The organism is Flaviaestuariibacter amylovorans, assembly GCF_039541815.1.
GTDB lineage: Bacteria > Bacteroidota > Bacteroidia > Chitinophagales > Chitinophagaceae > Flavisolibacter > Flavisolibacter amylovorans.
In genome coordinates this window covers 14,786-30,002 of record NZ_BAABGY010000015.1, presented here as the reverse complement: position 1 = coordinate 30,002, position 15,217 = coordinate 14,786, and the positions used below count along the sequence as shown (strand labels likewise).

Genomic DNA, 15,217 nt, shown 5'->3' with positions numbered 1-15,217 from the left:
TCTTTTTTGGGGTGGTTCGTTGCTTACAGCTTCACGAAGCGAAGCAGCACCGAATTGCCTTTGGTGGGATAGCCCGTGATCTGGTAGGAGCCCGGGGCGAGGCCCTGGAGCGGGAGGCGCAGGTCGTTCTGGCCGGCCGTTACAGCCTGGCTCGTACGCAGCACCACTTTACCATTGCCGTCGGTCACCACCCAGGTCATGTTCATGGCGCGGCGGGCGTTGAGGCGCAGGGTGGCGCCGTTGCGCACTACGTTCGGCATCAGCACCGACGACGTTACGTCTTCGCTGATGTTGGGAACGGCCGTGGTGCAGGAGCCGCCGGTGTTTACGACGAGCGCTACTACGTTGGACGTGACCGGGGCGCCGCAGGAGCCGCCGACCTGAACGGAGTAGTTGCCGGCCTGCGCCGTGGTTACTGCGGGGAGCGCATAGCGGCTGCTCGTAGCGCCGGCGATCGGGTTGCCGTTAAGGCGCCACTGGTAGGTCAGGTTGGCGCCTGTTGCAGATACGTTGAATGCCGTATCTACTCCGGCACAAACCGTAGTGGCAACCGGTTGGGTCGTAATGGCGGTGGCGGCATTTACGGTAAGGGTCACGGCGTTGGAAGTGACGTTGCCGCAGCTGCTCATCACCTGTACACTGTAGGTGCCGCCTGTGGTGGCGTTGGTGACCGTGTACGAAGCCGAGTTGGCGCCGGTGATCTGGTTGCCGCCGAGGAGCCACTGGTAGGTCAGGTTGGCGCCTGTGGCTCCAACGGTAAACGTCGCGCTCTCGCCCGTGCAAACCGTATTCGAAGTCGGCTGTGTCGTGATCGCTACACCCGCATTCACGGTAAGCGCAACCGCGTTAGACGTTACGTTGCCGCAGCCGTTGCTTACCTGTACGCTGTAATTGCCCGCGCTGGCAGCCGTTGAGCCATTGGAGGTGTAGGTAGCGCCCGTGGCGCCATTGATCGGGTTGCCGTTGAACAGCCACTGGTAGGTGGGCGTAGTGCCGCTGGCCACCACGGTGAACGTGAAGTTCTGTCCGGCGCATACGGTCTGCGCGGTGGGCTGGGTCGTGATCGCGGGTGCGGTGCAGGTCACCGGCGGTTCGTCGGCGCCCATCTTCGGGGTCGTAGTACTACGGGTGTCGCCATCATAGTCGGTCGTTACCGAGGCGATGGGCGTGCCATTGAGGTTCGCGTCGTTAGCCGAAGCCCCACTGAGATGCAGGTCGGCGGTGGCCACATCGGTAAACGAAACGGTCACGGATTTCGAGTTGGCGTCGCCACCGCTGCTGGTCTGGTAGGCCGCCAGCGTGCTCGGCGTCGTTCCCCAGAGCGCGATGTTGGCGGCCGTGGTCGCGTACAGGTTGTTGGAGTCGGAGGTCCAGCCGGTAGGCGCCGTGGTGTAGGTGTTGGCGATGGCGTAGTGGTTGCCGCCGCCGCTGCGCGTGTTGTAGAAGATGTTGTTGCGCAGGGTCGTAGTGGTGGTGATCGTGTTGCCCAGCGTTTCGGTGCCGCGCAGGTAGGCCGCGGTGGCGCGGGTGTTGCCGGCCCCGCCGGCGCCCGTCACGACCACGGTGTTGTGGTATACGTTCACACCGATGCCGGTGCCCGTGGAGTTGAAGTTCTGCAGGATGCCGTACAGGGCGATGTTGCCTGCCTGGCCCGTGCCGATGGAGATGAAGTTGTTGGTGACGTTGCTGGTGCCGGTGATGGAGCGTACCGTCATGCCCACGATGCCGGGCAGGTTGGCCGCCGTGGCGCCCGTCGATGCGTTCCTGAGGTCGTAGATGCGGTTGCGCGAGATGTCGTGGATGCCGGTGGAGGCGAGGATGCCGATCACCACCGAGTTCACGTCGCCGGTGTTGGTAGCCGACAGGTTGTAGATCGTGTTCTGGCGGATGCGCGCGATGCTGGCGTTGGTGGCATTGCTGGAGCCGCCGAAGTGGATGCCCGTAACGACGCCCGACGTAAACTGCTGGCCGGCGGCGGTGGCGCCCGTGAAGGCGGCGCAGGAGTTCGTGTGGATCGAGTTGTTGGTGATGTCCACGTTGGGATGCAGGTTGGCGGTGGAGGCCGTGGCGCCGGTACCGCCCTGGGTGGCTACGGTGCCGATGCAGCGGATGAAGCTGGACGCCACGCCGGTGAACGGAACCGTGAGGTTGTTGATGTTGTTGCCGGTCACGTTATATGCCGGGCGCGAGGTGGCCGTGGCGCCGAGGCTCGCAGCCGAGGAGGTCTCGAGGCGGATGCCGTGCATGTTGACGTCGCCGGCCGCGCCGCCCGAGTTCACGGTGAGTGCCGTGATGGTGTTGTTGGAGATGGTGAAGGTGGGCGTGATGGTGGTGGCCGTCGTGACGCGGGCGTTGAAGTGCATCGCCTGGAAGTTCATGAAGCCGGCGCTGTTGGTGAAGCTCAGGTTGCTTACCGTATTGCCCGTGAACGTGGTGGTGCCGCTGTAGCCGCCGATAAAGCCGAAGATGGCGGAGTTGGCGAAGGAGCCGCCCGAGAAGCCGTAGGTGAGGGTGATGTTCTTCACCGTGTTGTTCTGCACGAGGTTGCCGGGGCCGCCCGTTTCGATATCGAGGCCGATATACCCCACGGCGTTGGCGGCGGCGCCGGTGCCGCTGCCGGTAATGGTCAGGGTGCCGGTAGCGTTGGCCGCGTTGCCGCCGATCATGTTGCCTTTCACCTCGTGGCTGTCGGAGGTGAACGACGGGATGATCAGGATGCTGCGGATCACGAACTGAAGGGTGGTGCTGAACGCGGAGTTGTAGATGCTGTTGTTCTCGATCGTCCAGCCGTCGTTGCCGCCGTTGAGCAGGATCGCGGTGGTGGCTGCCACCGCGGGGTTCATCACGTCGTGGATCGTACAGCCGCGGACGGTGTTGTCGAAGTTTTCGACCGCCGCCGTGGTGCTAAGGCCCTTCGAGTAGATGCCGCAGATGGCGGTGTTGCCGCCGTCGATGTCGCAGTTCTCGATCAGGTTGCCCGAGTTGCCTTCGCCGTTGGCCGCACCGAGGTCGAAGAACACGATGCCGCCGTTGATGGCGTTGGAAGCGTCGAGGCCGTTGTAGTTGCCGCGCAGCTTCGTTTGCTTCACCGAGTTGCTGATGGCGTCGTTGACGAAGCGGACGACGTAGCCGGCGGTGTTGGTGTTCTGCAGCGTCAGCTGGTTGTTGCCGAGGATGTTGACACCCGTGGCGCCGTTGAGGTTGATCAGCGCGCCCGCGATGTTGCCGCTGACGGTGACCGTGGCGCTGGGCTGGATGTTGATCGTGGAATACGGCTGCGCGCCGCCCGGGGCGTTGAGCGTGGCCGTGGCCGTTTCGGTAGTGTTGGCCGTGATCGATACGGTTACGAGGCCGCCGTGGGTGCCGGCATTGATTGCATCGAAGGCGCCTTTGAGGGTTGTGTACGTGGTCGGGCCGGCTGTGCCCGCCGAGGCCGTCACGCTCACCTGCGCCTGTCCGAACAGGCTGCAGCCAAGAAGAGAAACGGCCAGGGTGAGTCGTTTGTAGAATTGCACCATTTGCTTTGGGTTTAGGGGATTTGGCAAGTAAGATAGCTCCTTTACAGGCGCTGCTGAACTCAGCCGTAAAGAAGTTTGTAGACCGGCGCAAAACCGCGGCCAGCGGACCCTCCGCGGTGCGGCCGGCCGCGGTCTGTTTCTTGCTACGCGTATCGCCGGGGCTTCCGGCCCCGCTTTGCCTATGCTTCCTGTGCTTCCTGTATTAATGCTGGTGGCAGGCGCCGCCGCCTATGTAGCCTGGCGCGCCCGTCATGTACCCATACCCCACCGCCGCTGGGGCCGTTTTCATGCTCCCGGCACCCGCCCCCTCGATGCCCGCACCTGCCACCAGCTGCAAGGCATCTATACCCTGCAGGCAGGCGCCGAGCACTTCGGCGGTACCGCGGTGCTCCGCTGGACCTACACGGTAGAAGGCCGCCGCCGCCACCGGGTGCGCTACCACCTTTCGCTTTTCTGCGAGAAGGAGGGCGCCTACCTCGTCTGCGAGGGGCGCCGCCTCGGCGATACCATCCTCCTGTACGGCTACTGGCGTCAGCTCAACGGGCTCTCCACCGGCACCGTGCGCCTGCGTGCCTATACCACCGGGCTGCCCGACGCGCCAGGGCCCTTCCGGTTCGAGGGGTTCTACGGCCGCGACCTGCTGCACCCGAAGCAGCCACTCGTGCTGGAGGGCGGCGGCGGCCTCCCCGATGTGCCCCCCTTCGCCATCATCGCCCACCGCGGCGGCGCCCGCAACGTAGACTTTCTGCCGGCGGCCGAGAACTCGCTCCAGATGCTCCTGATGGCGGCACGCCTCGGCGCCACCGGGGTAGAGGTCGATATCCGCTGGACGAAAGACGATGTGCCGGTGCTGGCGCACGACGCGTTCATCGCCTTCGACTCGGCACGGGTGAACCTGTTCGCAGGCTTCATTCACCGCCATACGATGGCGCAGCTGCGCCGCATCCGCCTGCGCAAGGGCGGCCGCGTGCCCACCCTCCGGGAGGCCCTCGACACCATCCTGTACCGAACGCCGCTGGAGGTGGTGTGGCTCGATATCAAGGACGACCATGACCTGGGCAGCGTACGCGCCCTGCAAACGGAATTCCTGCAGCGCGCGGCAGCCATCGGGCGCTCGCTGCAGATCTATATCGGTATTCCCGACAGCGCCGTGCGCCGCCGCTTCGAAGCACTGGAAGACCACCCGCACCTGCCCGCGCTGTGTGAGCTCGAGCCGGAAGACGCCCGGGCCCTTGGCGCCCGGGTGTGGGCCCCGCAATACACCGGCGGCCCCCAGCCCGACGCCGTGGCGGCCATGCAGGCCGAGGGGCGCAAGGTGTTTGTATGGTCGCTCGACCACCCGAAAATGATCGACTATTACATGAGCTGCAGCCCCTTCGACGGAATGGTGACCAACGCTGCGCCGGTGGTGGCGTACTGGCTCTATACGAATTGGGGGGTGATCCGCCGCGGCAACGGTACGGCACCCGAAAAGCGTGCATAAAAAAACCGCAGCGAAGGCTGCGGTTTTTTTGTGGCCTGCATACGCTTACAGGAGCACAGCGAGGCTCTTCAGCACGGCTGCCAAGCGTACGGCATCATGGATGCGCTGCTTCTCGGTGCCGTGCCCGATGAGGGCCTTCTCGTGCGAGGTAACGCAGAGCTCGCAGCCGTTGATGGCGCTCACGGCAAGGCTGATGAGCTCGAACAACTCCTTACCCATTGCCGGTGAAGCCATGATGCTCATGCGGATGCCGGCGGGCGCTTTGTCGTAAAACTCCTCGTGCATGAAGTGGCGGAAGCGGTAGTACACGTTGTTGGCGTTCATCAGGCTGGTGCAGGCCACCGCTTCGGCGATCTCGGCATCGGTGGCGCCGGCGGCGCGGGCGGAGGCAGCGAAGGCTTCGCGGAGCCCTTCGTGTTTTTCATTGACCGCAACGGCAACGGCGATGAGGCGGGCGGCTTTCTCACCGAGGCTCTCGGCGGCGAGGGCGGTGCTCACGTTCATCTTGAGGTCTTTCAGGTAGCGGCTGTCGGCATCGGCAAGCGCCTGCAGCCGGGGCGGGAGCACGGGCTCCAGGCCAAGGTCTTTCAGTAATTGCTCCGCGGCCGGGGCAGCAGAGGCGGTATTTCCAAATAACATACTAGAGAGTATTTTTGATTTGTGATTTCAGATTCCAGGTCCGATCTCAGATCTGTGATCGCGGATCTGAGATCTCTTTTCGTTCGGGCATTTCCTACGACATTCGAGGATGGAAGGAAAGGGAGGAAATGTCCGGGCTTTAGACAGATCTGAGATCATCACATCCGAGATCTGACATCAAAAAAGCGCCCGGGGGCGCTTTTTCTTATGCGGTGAGCGTAGCTTCGCCTTTGGTCCAGTTGCAGGGGCAGAGCTCGTCGGTTTGCAGGGCGTCGAGTACGCGCAGCACTTCCTTCACGTTGCGGCCAACGTTGAGGTCGTACAGCGATACCCAGCGGATGGTGCCCTGGGGGTCTACGATGAAGGTGGCGCGGTAGGCAACCTTCTCGTTCTGCTCGAGGATGCCGAGCTCGGTGGCCAGCGACTTGGAGGTGTCGGCCAGCATGGGGAAGCGGAGGTCGCGCAGGTCCTCATGGTCGCGGCGCCAGGCGGCATGCACGAACTCGGAGTCGGTGGATGCGCCGATCAGGATGGTGTCGCGGTCTTCGAAGTCGGTGTAGGCTTTGTTGAATTCGGCGATCTCGGTGGGGCAAACGAAGGTGAAATCTTTCGGCCACCAGAACATCACCATCCACTTGCCGGAGTTGCGGATCTCTTCGGAGTTGAGGTCATAGAACTCTTTTCCTTTCTCGATCGAAACAACGGCTTTCTTGGTGAAGTCGGGGAATTGTGCGCCCAGGGATAAGGTCTTGTTCATATTGTTCATGGTATTTTTCGAGGCGCAAAGGTGCGTCAGTCTGACGCAACTGCAAGGGGCTCAATGCTAAATTCTATCGATGACCCCATCGACCTCGTCGAACGGGCCCCCTGCGTGGGTGTGATACGGCCCGGCTGGTACGGAATTTTAACAACTGCGTACATGCCCGAACGTAAGATCTACCGCACCATGGCCGTACTCGCGGTACTGGTGTTGCTCGTCCTCATCCTGGTGTATGCGCGCCCCTTCCTGGTGCCGCTCACCTTCGCCGCCCTGCTGGCCATGTTGCTGATGCCGATGGCGCGCGGGCTGCAGCGAAAGGGGCTCGGCCGCGGGCTGGCCTGCCTGCTGGCTACGCTCACCGTGGTGGCCGTGATCGGGCTGTTCATCTTCTTCATCTCCTGGCAGTTCTCCGGGTTTACCGACGACGCCGCCAAGATCGAGCAGCAGCTCACGAAGAAGTTTCAGGACATCCAGGCCTATATCAGCGAAAAGGGCGGGATCTCCCCGCAGAAGCAGGACCAGATGATCAAGGAGCAGCAAAAAGGCTCACCCGGCCGCACCGGCAAGATCATCACCGGGCTGCTTGCCGGCGCCGGTTCCATCCTGGCCAGTACGGTGCTGGTGCTGGTGTATATCTTTCTCATGCTCTATTACCGCGACCGCTTGCGGCGAACCCTGCTGCGCCTCGTGCCGTATAGCGAGAAGCACACCGCGGAGGATGCACTGGGCGGTATCCAGAAGGTGACGCAGAAATACCTCACGGGCATGGCCATGATGATCGTAAGCCTCTGGGTGATGTACGGCATTGGTTTCTCGGTGGCCGGCGTCAAGAACGCGATCTTCTTTGCGGTGCTCTGCGGCGTACTCGAGATCGTGCCGTTTGTCGGTAACATCACCGGTACGCTGCTCACGGCCGGCATGGCCCTCGCGCAGGGCGGCGACAGCAGCATCCTGATCGGCATCCTCATCACCTACGCGCTGGTGCAGTTCATCCAGACCTATATTCTCGAGCCCCTCGTGGTGGGCGCCGAGGTCAATATCAATCCCCTGTTCACCATCGTGGGCATCGTGGCGGGCGAGCAGCTCTGGGGCATCCCCGGCATGATCCTCGCGATCCCGCTCGTCGGCATCTTCAAGATCGTATGCGACCACGTGGAGCCGCTGCAGCCCTACGGCTACCTGCTGGGGCAAGACAAGAAAGAAGACGGCGGGCTGAAGAAGAAGATCAAGAACCTCTTTAAGCGGAAGAAACAGGAGTGAGGATGTCAGATCTCGGATTTCGGATTTCAGATTTGGGCTGACGCACGACACGGCTTTCAAATCACAAATAATTTTTGGAGAATATTACGGTGCTATAGGTGCGCAACCACCCTACGGCGGCCATCCCGAACTTGTCGAGGGGCGTGGGTTTTCGATATGCGTCAGCCCATGTCTTCAGCCAATGTGCGTCGCGGCAAACGACCCCTCCGCGTGGCGCTGGAGATTGATTCGTCAGTCCCTTGCCTGCGGCAGGGACGCTCCTCGCAATGACCTTCAAGTATCGCAATGAATCTTCCCCTGTAAACGAGGCCTTACTAATAAACTAATAGACCAATAGACAAATAAACGGAGCGAAGCGACCCCCTTAACAAAACGCTTTCTTAAAGGCATCTGCTACTGCAATTCTTTAACAAGCGAAAGGGTTCATCGGCATGATTTCGGCAATTAGGGGTCAAACAACCTTAAAAAACGATCTATGAAAAAATTTGTACTTATCCTCTCCTCTGCCGCCCTGCTCGTTGCCTGTAACAACACGCCCGAACTCCCTGCGACTTCGGCCGCTGCTCCTGTAACGAATGCACTGGATACCGCCGGTCTTGCCGACTATAACGCCGCCAAGATGGCCGCTGCGCAGAAGCCCCTCATCATCGATAACGAACTGGAAGCACAGAAGACCGAAGTGGCTGCCGCTGCGCCCCGCGTACGCACCGTAACCCGCTATGTGCAGGCCCCGGCCCGCGCTACCGCACGCCGCACGCCCACCCGTACCTCTTCTCCGGAGCCCAGCTCCACCCCGGCTTCTTCCGGTAGTTCTACTGCCTCCTCGGGCAGCGGTACCTCGGCAGGCTCCGACCAGGGTTCGGTAAGCTCCGAATCGGAGAACACCGCCAAGGCCGAAGAGAAAAAAGGCATGAGCAAGGCCGCTAAAGGTGCCATCATCGGTGGCGTAGCCGGTGCAGCCGGTGGTGCGATCCTGAACAAAAAGAACCGTGGCGCCGGTGCCGTGATCGGCGCAGTGATCGGAGCCGGCGGTGGCTATGTGATCGGCCGCAAGCAAGACAAGAACGACGGTCGCATCCAGATCCAGCAGTAATTGGTCACCATCCTTTATAGTAAGCCCCCGCCTCTGGCGGGGGCTTTTTGATGTCAGATCTCTGATGTGATGATGTCAGATCGGTTGAGCAGTGTAAGCATGTGAGCTCCCGCCGATGTTGACGAACAGGAAAAGAGAGAATATCGAATATGGAACAAGGAATATCGAAGCGGTGAATGATGGAGTTGTTGCGGCGGGCAGTCCCTATCGTACCGTGTGATCGTACGCCCCGGCTTTCCAGCCAGGTCGGCAAGCATATTCTTGCTGCATCCGCGTTGATCGTACAGATCATAAGAATCTGCGTTCTTTCTCTCCCCTCCCGAACACAAAAAAGGAGGGCCACCGGCCCTCCTTCTTCATTCATCATTCCTTGTTCATTATTCGACATTCCCTACCGTTGCACGATCACTTTCTCCAGGAAGCTCCTGCCGCCGATGGTGGTGCGCAGGTAATACAGTCCCTGCGGCAAAGCACCGAGGTCGAGGCGGCGCGACGCGCTTCCGGAAAGCAGCGCAGGGGGCACGGTACGGAGCACGCTGCCGGTGGCGTCCAGTATCTCAAACGATACCTTCTTCGCGGTGTTCAGGCGCAGCAGCACCTGCAGCGGCCCCGGGGTGGGATTGGGCGCCAGGCGGAAATCCTCCACGCCCTCGATGTTGGGTACCGCCGTTACCGTGATGCAGCTCAGCGTCACCGTCTGCGAGTTCACGCTTTGCGGGTTGGCGCATACGGCGCCCGAGGTGAGCCGCGCATACACCTGCGTGCCGTTGGTGGCCCCCGTCACCGTAAAGCTGTTGCCGGTATTCATCGGGATGTTGTTGCGGTACCACTGCACCGTGCCGCCGGCGAGGTTCGTAGTGGTGGCATTGAAGACGATCGTGCCCGACGGGCAGCCCGTATAGGTGATGTTGATCGTGGGAGTTACCGAAGGCGTTACCGAGATGGTTACGTTCTGGCTGGCGCTGCAGCCGTTGGCCGTGCCGGTGACGGTATAGGTCGTAGTGGTGGCGGGGGTTGCCGTAACGCTCGGGCCCGTGGTGGCATTGAGGCCCGTGGCGGGGCTCCAGCTATACGTGCTGGCGCCGCTCGCAAACACCTGCGTCGAATTGCCGGAGCAGAGCGCGGGGGTATTGGCAAACACACCGACCAGCGGGGCCGGGTGGGCCGTTACGTCGATGACGTTGGAAGCCTGGCTGTAGCAGCCGTCCTGCAGCACCCGTACCGTATAACTACCGGTAAGCGTGGCGGCGTAGCTGACGGCGGCTGCGTTCGGCACCATATTGCCGTTGCGGTACCATTGGTTGCGCTGCCCCGTCGCCGACGACGAAAGCAGCACCGAGCCGCCCTGGCAGAAGGTAGTGGTGCCGGCCGCCGTGATCGTTGCCGGCTGGGGCGCGATGTTGAGGGCGAGGAAGTACGGTACCGTCGGCGTGCCGTTCACGACCGCGCGGAACTGGTAGTTGGCGAAGCTTTCAGGGATGTCCGATATCGTGAGCGTGGGACCGGTAGCGCCGCTGTAAGTGCCGCCGTTGGCGATGTTGACGAAGCCGCTGCCGTTGTTCACCTGCCACTGGTAGCTGCTGCCGCCGAGCTGGGACGCCATGCTGATGCTACTGCCCGAGCATACCGAAACGGCTACCGGGTTGGCCGGGTTGAAGTTGAAGCGCGCGAAGTTGGTATAGGCGCGGGCGTTCACCGAGTCGAAGGAGCCGGCCAGCGTCAGCTCATCGTCGCCCAGCACAAAGGCGCGCGCGCCGCGGTTCGAATAGACCGGGGCCTCGCTGTACACCGACGTGCGCACGGAGAAAGGCGTCGTAAGCGCGCCGCTCACCGTGTCGATGGCGCCGAAGCCGGGGAAGGTGGAACCGTCGGTAAGGCGCGTGATGTCGGCGCCTACCCAGAGCCGCCCGTTGTAGATCTTCAGCTCGGAGGTGAACTCGAAGCCGTTGAATACGAGCCCGCCCTGGTTGTATTCGGTGCGGCCGAAGGTCGTTTGCCAGGGCGTGAGCGCACCGGTGGTCACGTTGAGGGCCGCGAAGTTGCGGCGGGTCTGGCCGTTAAGCTTGTCGAAGATACCCTGCACGAAGAGGCGGTCGCCGCTCAGCACGGCGCGCTCGAAGCGCGGCTGGTCGTAATCGGGGTTGGTGCCCTCGTAGGGATACCAGGACTCCATGACGCCCGTAGTTTTACTGTATACGCCCAGGATGGCGCGCTTGGGACCGAAGCCGTTGCAGATGTAGCGGTAGCGCGTATCGCCCACCGTATACACCTTGTGGCTGTCGACCACGATGTGGTTCGGCTGGTGCTCGTTGGCCGGCGATAGCCACGTATACCCCCATCCCGCGTCGAGGGTGAGCGATGGCAGCACATAGCGCTGCAGGCGCCGGTTCTGCGTCACGTAGAGGTAGTTGCCGTCGATGACGCAGTCGGCGATCCGTAAGCTGGCCAGCGCATTGGGAACGCTGTACTCGATGCCCGTGTGCCGGTTGTAGATCTTCAGGAGCGTGAAGGGCTCGATGATGCAGTTCGTATTCCAGCGCGACTTCCAGCCGAACACGAAGAGCGAATCGCCCCGCACCATCATCCGGCGGTTCTCGCGAAACTCGGTATTGACCGGGCTCCAGGGAAGCACCGCCCGGGTGGCGGAGTCGATGGCGGCAAAGCCGTTCCGCCGCACAGCGTAGATGCCGGAGAAGGTGCCGGCCACGTAGGCATTGTTGCCCGAAAAGGCCAGCGCAGTGAGGGCATCTGAAGGAGCGAACTGCAGCGCGTTGAGCTGCAGCGTACCGGTGTCTACGGCAGCGAAGTGCGTGCGCGGCGTACCGTTGACGGTGTTGAACAGCCCGCTCAGGTACAGCTTGTTGCCCCGCGTAAGGAGGAAGGAGGGGTACCAGTCGAGGTTGAGGTTATCATTGAACACTGCCCCGGTGTGCGGGTTGAAGGCAAAGAAGCCCTTGCGGTTGAGCGTGCCCCCGAGGCTGGGCAGCACGTGCTCGAAGTTGCCTGCAGCATAGGCCTTGTTGCCCAGCACGCCCAGGCCCAGCACGCTGCCGCTCGTAGGACTTTCGGGCCAGTACATCGACACGTTGATGAAGTACCGCTGCGTGCCGGTAGCGTAGTTGACGCCCTTGATGAATTCGCCGTTATAGTAGCCTCCGTAGATCAGCGTGGCCGAGTCGGCACTCAGTGCCATCTGCCGCACCTCGGCAAAGTCGTTGAAGGCAAGCTGCCAGGCCAGGTGGCTGTCGTTCTTAAAGCTGTATTTGCGGATGCTCCGGTTGCCGTTGGAATGGTCGGCACCGCCGTAGACGATGGTGTCGCGCACCAGCAGGAGGCTGTTGATGGCGCCCATCAGCGTGAACGAAAAAGCGCTTCCGTTGGCGAGCAGGCCGTTGGAGCCGAGCGCATACATCGCGAAGCAATGCCGCGGTGCGCTGTTGATGTTGCGGAACGCACCCCCGATGAAGAGTGTGTCGTTGCGCCGGAGCAGGGTGTTCACCACCGAGTCGGCATCGGCGCGCCAGGCTGTGGGCTTTCCGGCTGCATCCACCTGTGCCAGGTTGCGGCGCAGCGAGTCGCCGATACGCGAGAAGGAGCCGCCGATGTAGAAGCCGCCTTGCCCGTCGGGGATGGCCGTTTTCACGAGGCCGTCGACGCGCCACTTGCCGGCATTGAGCACGGTGCTGCTGTTGGTGTCCACCACCAGTGCGGAGCCATGGTTGGGCGCCAGGTGCGTGAAGTCGCCGACGAGATAATAGGTACTCTGGGCCTTGGTCATGCCGAACACCGAGGTGCCTTCCTGGTAGGTGCGGTGGTTGAAGCCACCCGGGTATTCCATGAGGCGGTTGGTGACGGGGTAGAGCGAGTCGCCGCTACCGGTGTTGAAGATGTGCTGGCCTTGAGCCGTTCCGAGGGCACAACAGGCAGCGAGAAGAAGCATCAGCTTTCTCATAAGGTATTGGATTTTGGTAAGTCGCCGGCGGTCCTGGATGCCGGTATCGTCAAAAATAAGCGATCGGGCGCAAATACCGCAACCGGCGCGGCATCCCGTTTGCTCAGGATTGAGGTCTCAAAAGTGAAACAGTGCCTGAGTACCTGCGTTATACCGGTTATTTCGTGTATGCTCTTTATGTGGCCACCGGGCTATGGATGCTGCTCTGTGCGGGCGTGCAACTGCACCTGCTCTGGCACTACCGGCGGCGCAAGGCGCAGCCGCTTCGGCCCCTGCTGCCTGTTCCGCGGGCGCTGCCCTTCGTGACCATCCAGGTGCCCGTCTACAACGAGCGCGCGGTGATCGGGCGGCTCCTGCAGTCGCTTGCCCACCTCGATTATCCCCGCGACCGCTTCGAGGTGCAGGTGCTCGACGACTCTACCGACGCCACTTCGGCACTCATCGATGAAGCCGCCGCGGCGCTCCGGCGGCAGGGCCTGCACGTCCAGGTACGGCGGCGCTCCGTGCGCACGCACTTCAAGGCCGGCGCCCTGCAGGAGGGGCTAGGGGAGGCCCGCGGCACACTCATCGCCCTATTCGATGCCGACTTTCTGCCGCCGGCCGATTTTCTGAGGCGCCTCGTACCGCAGTTCGCCGATCCCGCAGTAGGGCTCGTGCAGGCGCGCTGGGGCCACCTCAACCGCGACGAGAACTACCTCACCCGCATCCAGACCTTCCTGCTCGACACGCACTTCTCGGTGGAGCAGGCGGGCCGCTCGGAGGCGGGCTACTTCATCAACTTCTGCGGCACGGCCGGCATCTGGCGGCGGCGCTGCATCGAGGAGGCGGGCGGCTGGGACGGCGGCGTGCTGAGCGAGGACCTCGACCTCTCATACCGGGCCCAGCTGAAGGGGTGGCGCCTCGTGTACGCACCCGAGGTAGAGGTGCCGGCCGAGCTGCCCGCCGAGCTCGACGCCTTCCGCGTGCAGCAGTTCCGGTGGACGAAAGGTATGGCACAGGCCTTCCGGAAGCTCATCGGGCCCCTGTGGCGCGCAGCGCTCCCGCGGGCACAGAAGTGGCACGGGGCGCTGCACCTGCTCGGCTCTTTTCTTTTCGTATGCGTGCTGCTCAATGCGGTGCTTACGGTGCCGCTGCTGCTGTTGCGCAACTGGTTCCCGGAGTTCGTATCGCTCACCGAATATTCCCTCTTCACCGGCCTCAACCTCGTGGCGCTGACGATCGTGTACCATGCGGGCTTGCACAGCCGCGTTACTACGGAGAAGCCCCGCTTCTGGCGCGACTACCCGCTGTTCCTGGTCGTTTATATGGCACTGTCGGTGCAAAATGCGATCGCGGTGCTGCAGGGATTGTCCGGGCATCGCTCTGCGTTTGTGCGTACGCCGAAGAAGGGGAGCGGCCTGGTGCGCGTAGCCGCCGCGCGCTGGACGTGGATCAACAGCGTGGAAGCCGTGTTGTTTGCGTATTTCCTGTGCGGCATCGGGCTCAGCGTGTGGCTGGGCGACTACTTCCTGCTTCTCTTTTTCGTGATGATCGCCTCCGGGCTCGGATACCTGCTGTACCATACCGTGAAGGGCTGCGTTCCTGCGAAGGAAGTGTCCTTGCTGCCCGCCCGGAAGGCGGCATGAAGGCGGCAATCGGCAATCGGCAATCGGCAATCGGGAATCGGGAATCGGGAATCGGCAATCCGGGATCGCGGCGGGAGCGCTATCTGATGCTTCTGCAACGCCGGTTCAGGCTCACTGCCGGAGGCGCTGTAACACGGCTGTGCGCAGCAGGTGCTCCAGCTCGTTGTAGCCGGGCCGCGGCGCGGCCATCGGCCGGCGCGTGGCGTTCGACAGGCGGAAGGAAAGCTCTCCCTCCGGCACCAGGTGCCCCAACGCGTCGTCGCCAAGCTGCACGTGTACGCTCTGGTCGGGGCCGACCGACCGTACCGAAACCACCGCCGAATGATTGATGCCCTGGTAGGAAAAGTCAAGGGTGAAGATCTGGGCCATACTTCGATTTTGGAGCAAAATAACCGCCCGGCAGCAAGTGCGCCCGTTAACTTTTCAAGAACAGCCCGATCGGCCTTCGGATTGGCGATCGCGCCGCACCTGTGGACAGCCTCGGGCAGGATCCGGTGTGCTGCGATCCGGGGTTTCGCCTCGGCCGTCGCCAACATGATCGCGCGCAAGCATCCACCCTTCCTGACCTTCAGGAATATCTCCCCTGTAAACCACCCTTACCAATAACCAATAGACCAATAAACCAAAAACCGCCCTCAGGCGGTTTTCCTCAAATACTGTTCGACTGCTTCTTGGTCGTGTTGCGATCGGAGCCCTCCGACTCGTCCTTGCGATGAGGCTCCTTGTTCTTTTTGGAGACACTCGGCCCGCCTTGATGCTGTGCCGGCTGGCTTTCGCCCTTGTGCAGCGGGTTGGCGCCATCAGCGCGACGCACGTCCTTATTCTCGTTCCTGTTGCTCATAGTCATTGCTTTAAGGTTCGCTGCTACCGGCCGAAAGATTGTGCCA

The 15,217-nt window shown here is 62.3% G+C and carries 10 protein-coding genes; 4 read left to right on the top strand and 6 right to left on the bottom strand.

The genetic code is table 11. From position 1 onward, the window contains the following. Positions 1–23: 23 nt before the first annotated feature. Positions 24–3,518: a beta strand repeat-containing protein gene (locus ABD937_RS19745; RefSeq protein ID WP_345257629.1), complete on the bottom strand. Its 3,495-nt coding sequence runs from the start codon at positions 3,516–3,518 to the stop codon at positions 24–26. 190 nt (positions 3,519–3,708) lie between these two features. Here ABD937_RS19745 and ABD937_RS19740 point away from each other — a divergent pair, with 190 nt between their 5' ends. After that, a complete protein-coding gene (locus ABD937_RS19740) occupies positions 3,709–5,001 on the top strand; it encodes a glycerophosphodiester phosphodiesterase (protein WP_345257628.1) in 1,293 nt (430 codons plus the stop codon). A 45-nt stretch (positions 5,002–5,046) separates the two neighbouring features. Here ABD937_RS19740 and ABD937_RS19735 read toward each other — a convergent pair whose 3' ends face one another. Then, on the bottom strand, positions 5,047–5,640 hold the full coding sequence (locus tag ABD937_RS19735; protein ID WP_345257627.1) for a carboxymuconolactone decarboxylase family protein: 594 nt from the start codon (positions 5,638–5,640) through the stop codon (positions 5,047–5,049). Between the two features lie 205 nt (positions 5,641–5,845). Next, positions 5,846–6,397, bottom strand: a complete 552-nt coding sequence (locus tag ABD937_RS19730) for a peroxiredoxin (RefSeq protein WP_345257626.1) — start codon at positions 6,395–6,397, stop codon at positions 5,846–5,848. Between the two features lie 162 nt (positions 6,398–6,559). Between ABD937_RS19730 and ABD937_RS19725 the strand changes: the two genes are divergently transcribed. Then, on the top strand, positions 6,560–7,660 hold the full coding sequence (locus tag ABD937_RS19725; RefSeq protein WP_345257625.1) for an AI-2E family transporter: 1,101 nt from the start codon (positions 6,560–6,562) through the stop codon (positions 7,658–7,660). A gap of 475 nt (positions 7,661–8,135) precedes the next feature. After that, on the top strand, positions 8,136–8,753 hold the full coding sequence (locus ABD937_RS19720) for a YMGG-like glycine zipper-containing protein (RefSeq protein ID WP_345257624.1): 618 nt from the start codon (positions 8,136–8,138) through the stop codon (positions 8,751–8,753). A gap of 391 nt (positions 8,754–9,144) precedes the next feature. On the opposite strand, the gene ABD937_RS19715 is transcribed toward ABD937_RS19720, so the two are convergent. Then, the gene (locus ABD937_RS19715; protein WP_345257623.1) at positions 9,145–12,705 is read right to left on the bottom strand and encodes a T9SS type A sorting domain-containing protein; all 3,561 of its coding nucleotides are present in this window, start codon (positions 12,703–12,705) and stop codon (positions 9,145–9,147) included. Between the two features lie 131 nt (positions 12,706–12,836). Between ABD937_RS19715 and ABD937_RS19710 the strand changes: the two genes are divergently transcribed. Next, on the top strand, positions 12,837–14,330 hold the full coding sequence (locus ABD937_RS19710) for a glycosyltransferase (protein ID WP_345257622.1): 1,494 nt from the start codon (positions 12,837–12,839) through the stop codon (positions 14,328–14,330). A 111-nt stretch (positions 14,331–14,441) separates the two neighbouring features. Here the strand turns inward: ABD937_RS19710 and ABD937_RS19705 are convergent, their stop codons facing one another. Next, positions 14,442–14,699 carry a hypothetical protein gene (locus ABD937_RS19705; protein ID WP_345257621.1) on the bottom strand — a complete coding sequence of 86 codons (258 nt, stop codon included), beginning with the start codon at positions 14,697–14,699 and terminating at the stop codon, positions 14,442–14,444. A 280-nt stretch (positions 14,700–14,979) separates the two neighbouring features. Next, the gene (locus ABD937_RS19700; protein WP_345257619.1) at positions 14,980–15,171 is read right to left on the bottom strand and encodes a hypothetical protein; all 192 of its coding nucleotides are present in this window, start codon (positions 15,169–15,171) and stop codon (positions 14,980–14,982) included. Positions 15,172–15,217 lie beyond the last annotated feature (46 nt).

Coding starts and splice junctions, on each gene's coding strand:
- ABD937_RS19735 (WP_345257627.1), bottom strand. CDS start 5,640: ATGTTATTTGGAAATACCGCCTCTGCTGCCCCGGCCGCGGAGCAATTA.
- ABD937_RS19700 (WP_345257619.1), bottom strand. CDS start 15,171: ATGAGCAACAGGAACGAGAATAAGGACGTGCGTCGCGCTGATGGCGCC.
- ABD937_RS19705 (WP_345257621.1), bottom strand. CDS start 14,699: ATGGCCCAGATCTTCACCCTTGACTTTTCCTACCAGGGCATCAATCAT.
- ABD937_RS19745 (WP_345257629.1), bottom strand. CDS start 3,518: ATGGTGCAATTCTACAAACGACTCACCCTGGCCGTTTCTCTTCTTGGC.
- ABD937_RS19715 (WP_345257623.1), bottom strand. CDS start 12,705: ATGAGAAAGCTGATGCTTCTTCTCGCTGCCTGTTGTGCCCTCGGAACG.
- ABD937_RS19730 (WP_345257626.1), bottom strand. CDS start 6,397: ATGAACAAGACCTTATCCCTGGGCGCACAATTCCCCGACTTCACCAAG.
- ABD937_RS19725 (WP_345257625.1), top strand. CDS start 6,560: ATGCCCGAACGTAAGATCTACCGCACCATGGCCGTACTCGCGGTACTG.
- ABD937_RS19720 (WP_345257624.1), top strand. CDS start 8,136: ATGAAAAAATTTGTACTTATCCTCTCCTCTGCCGCCCTGCTCGTTGCC.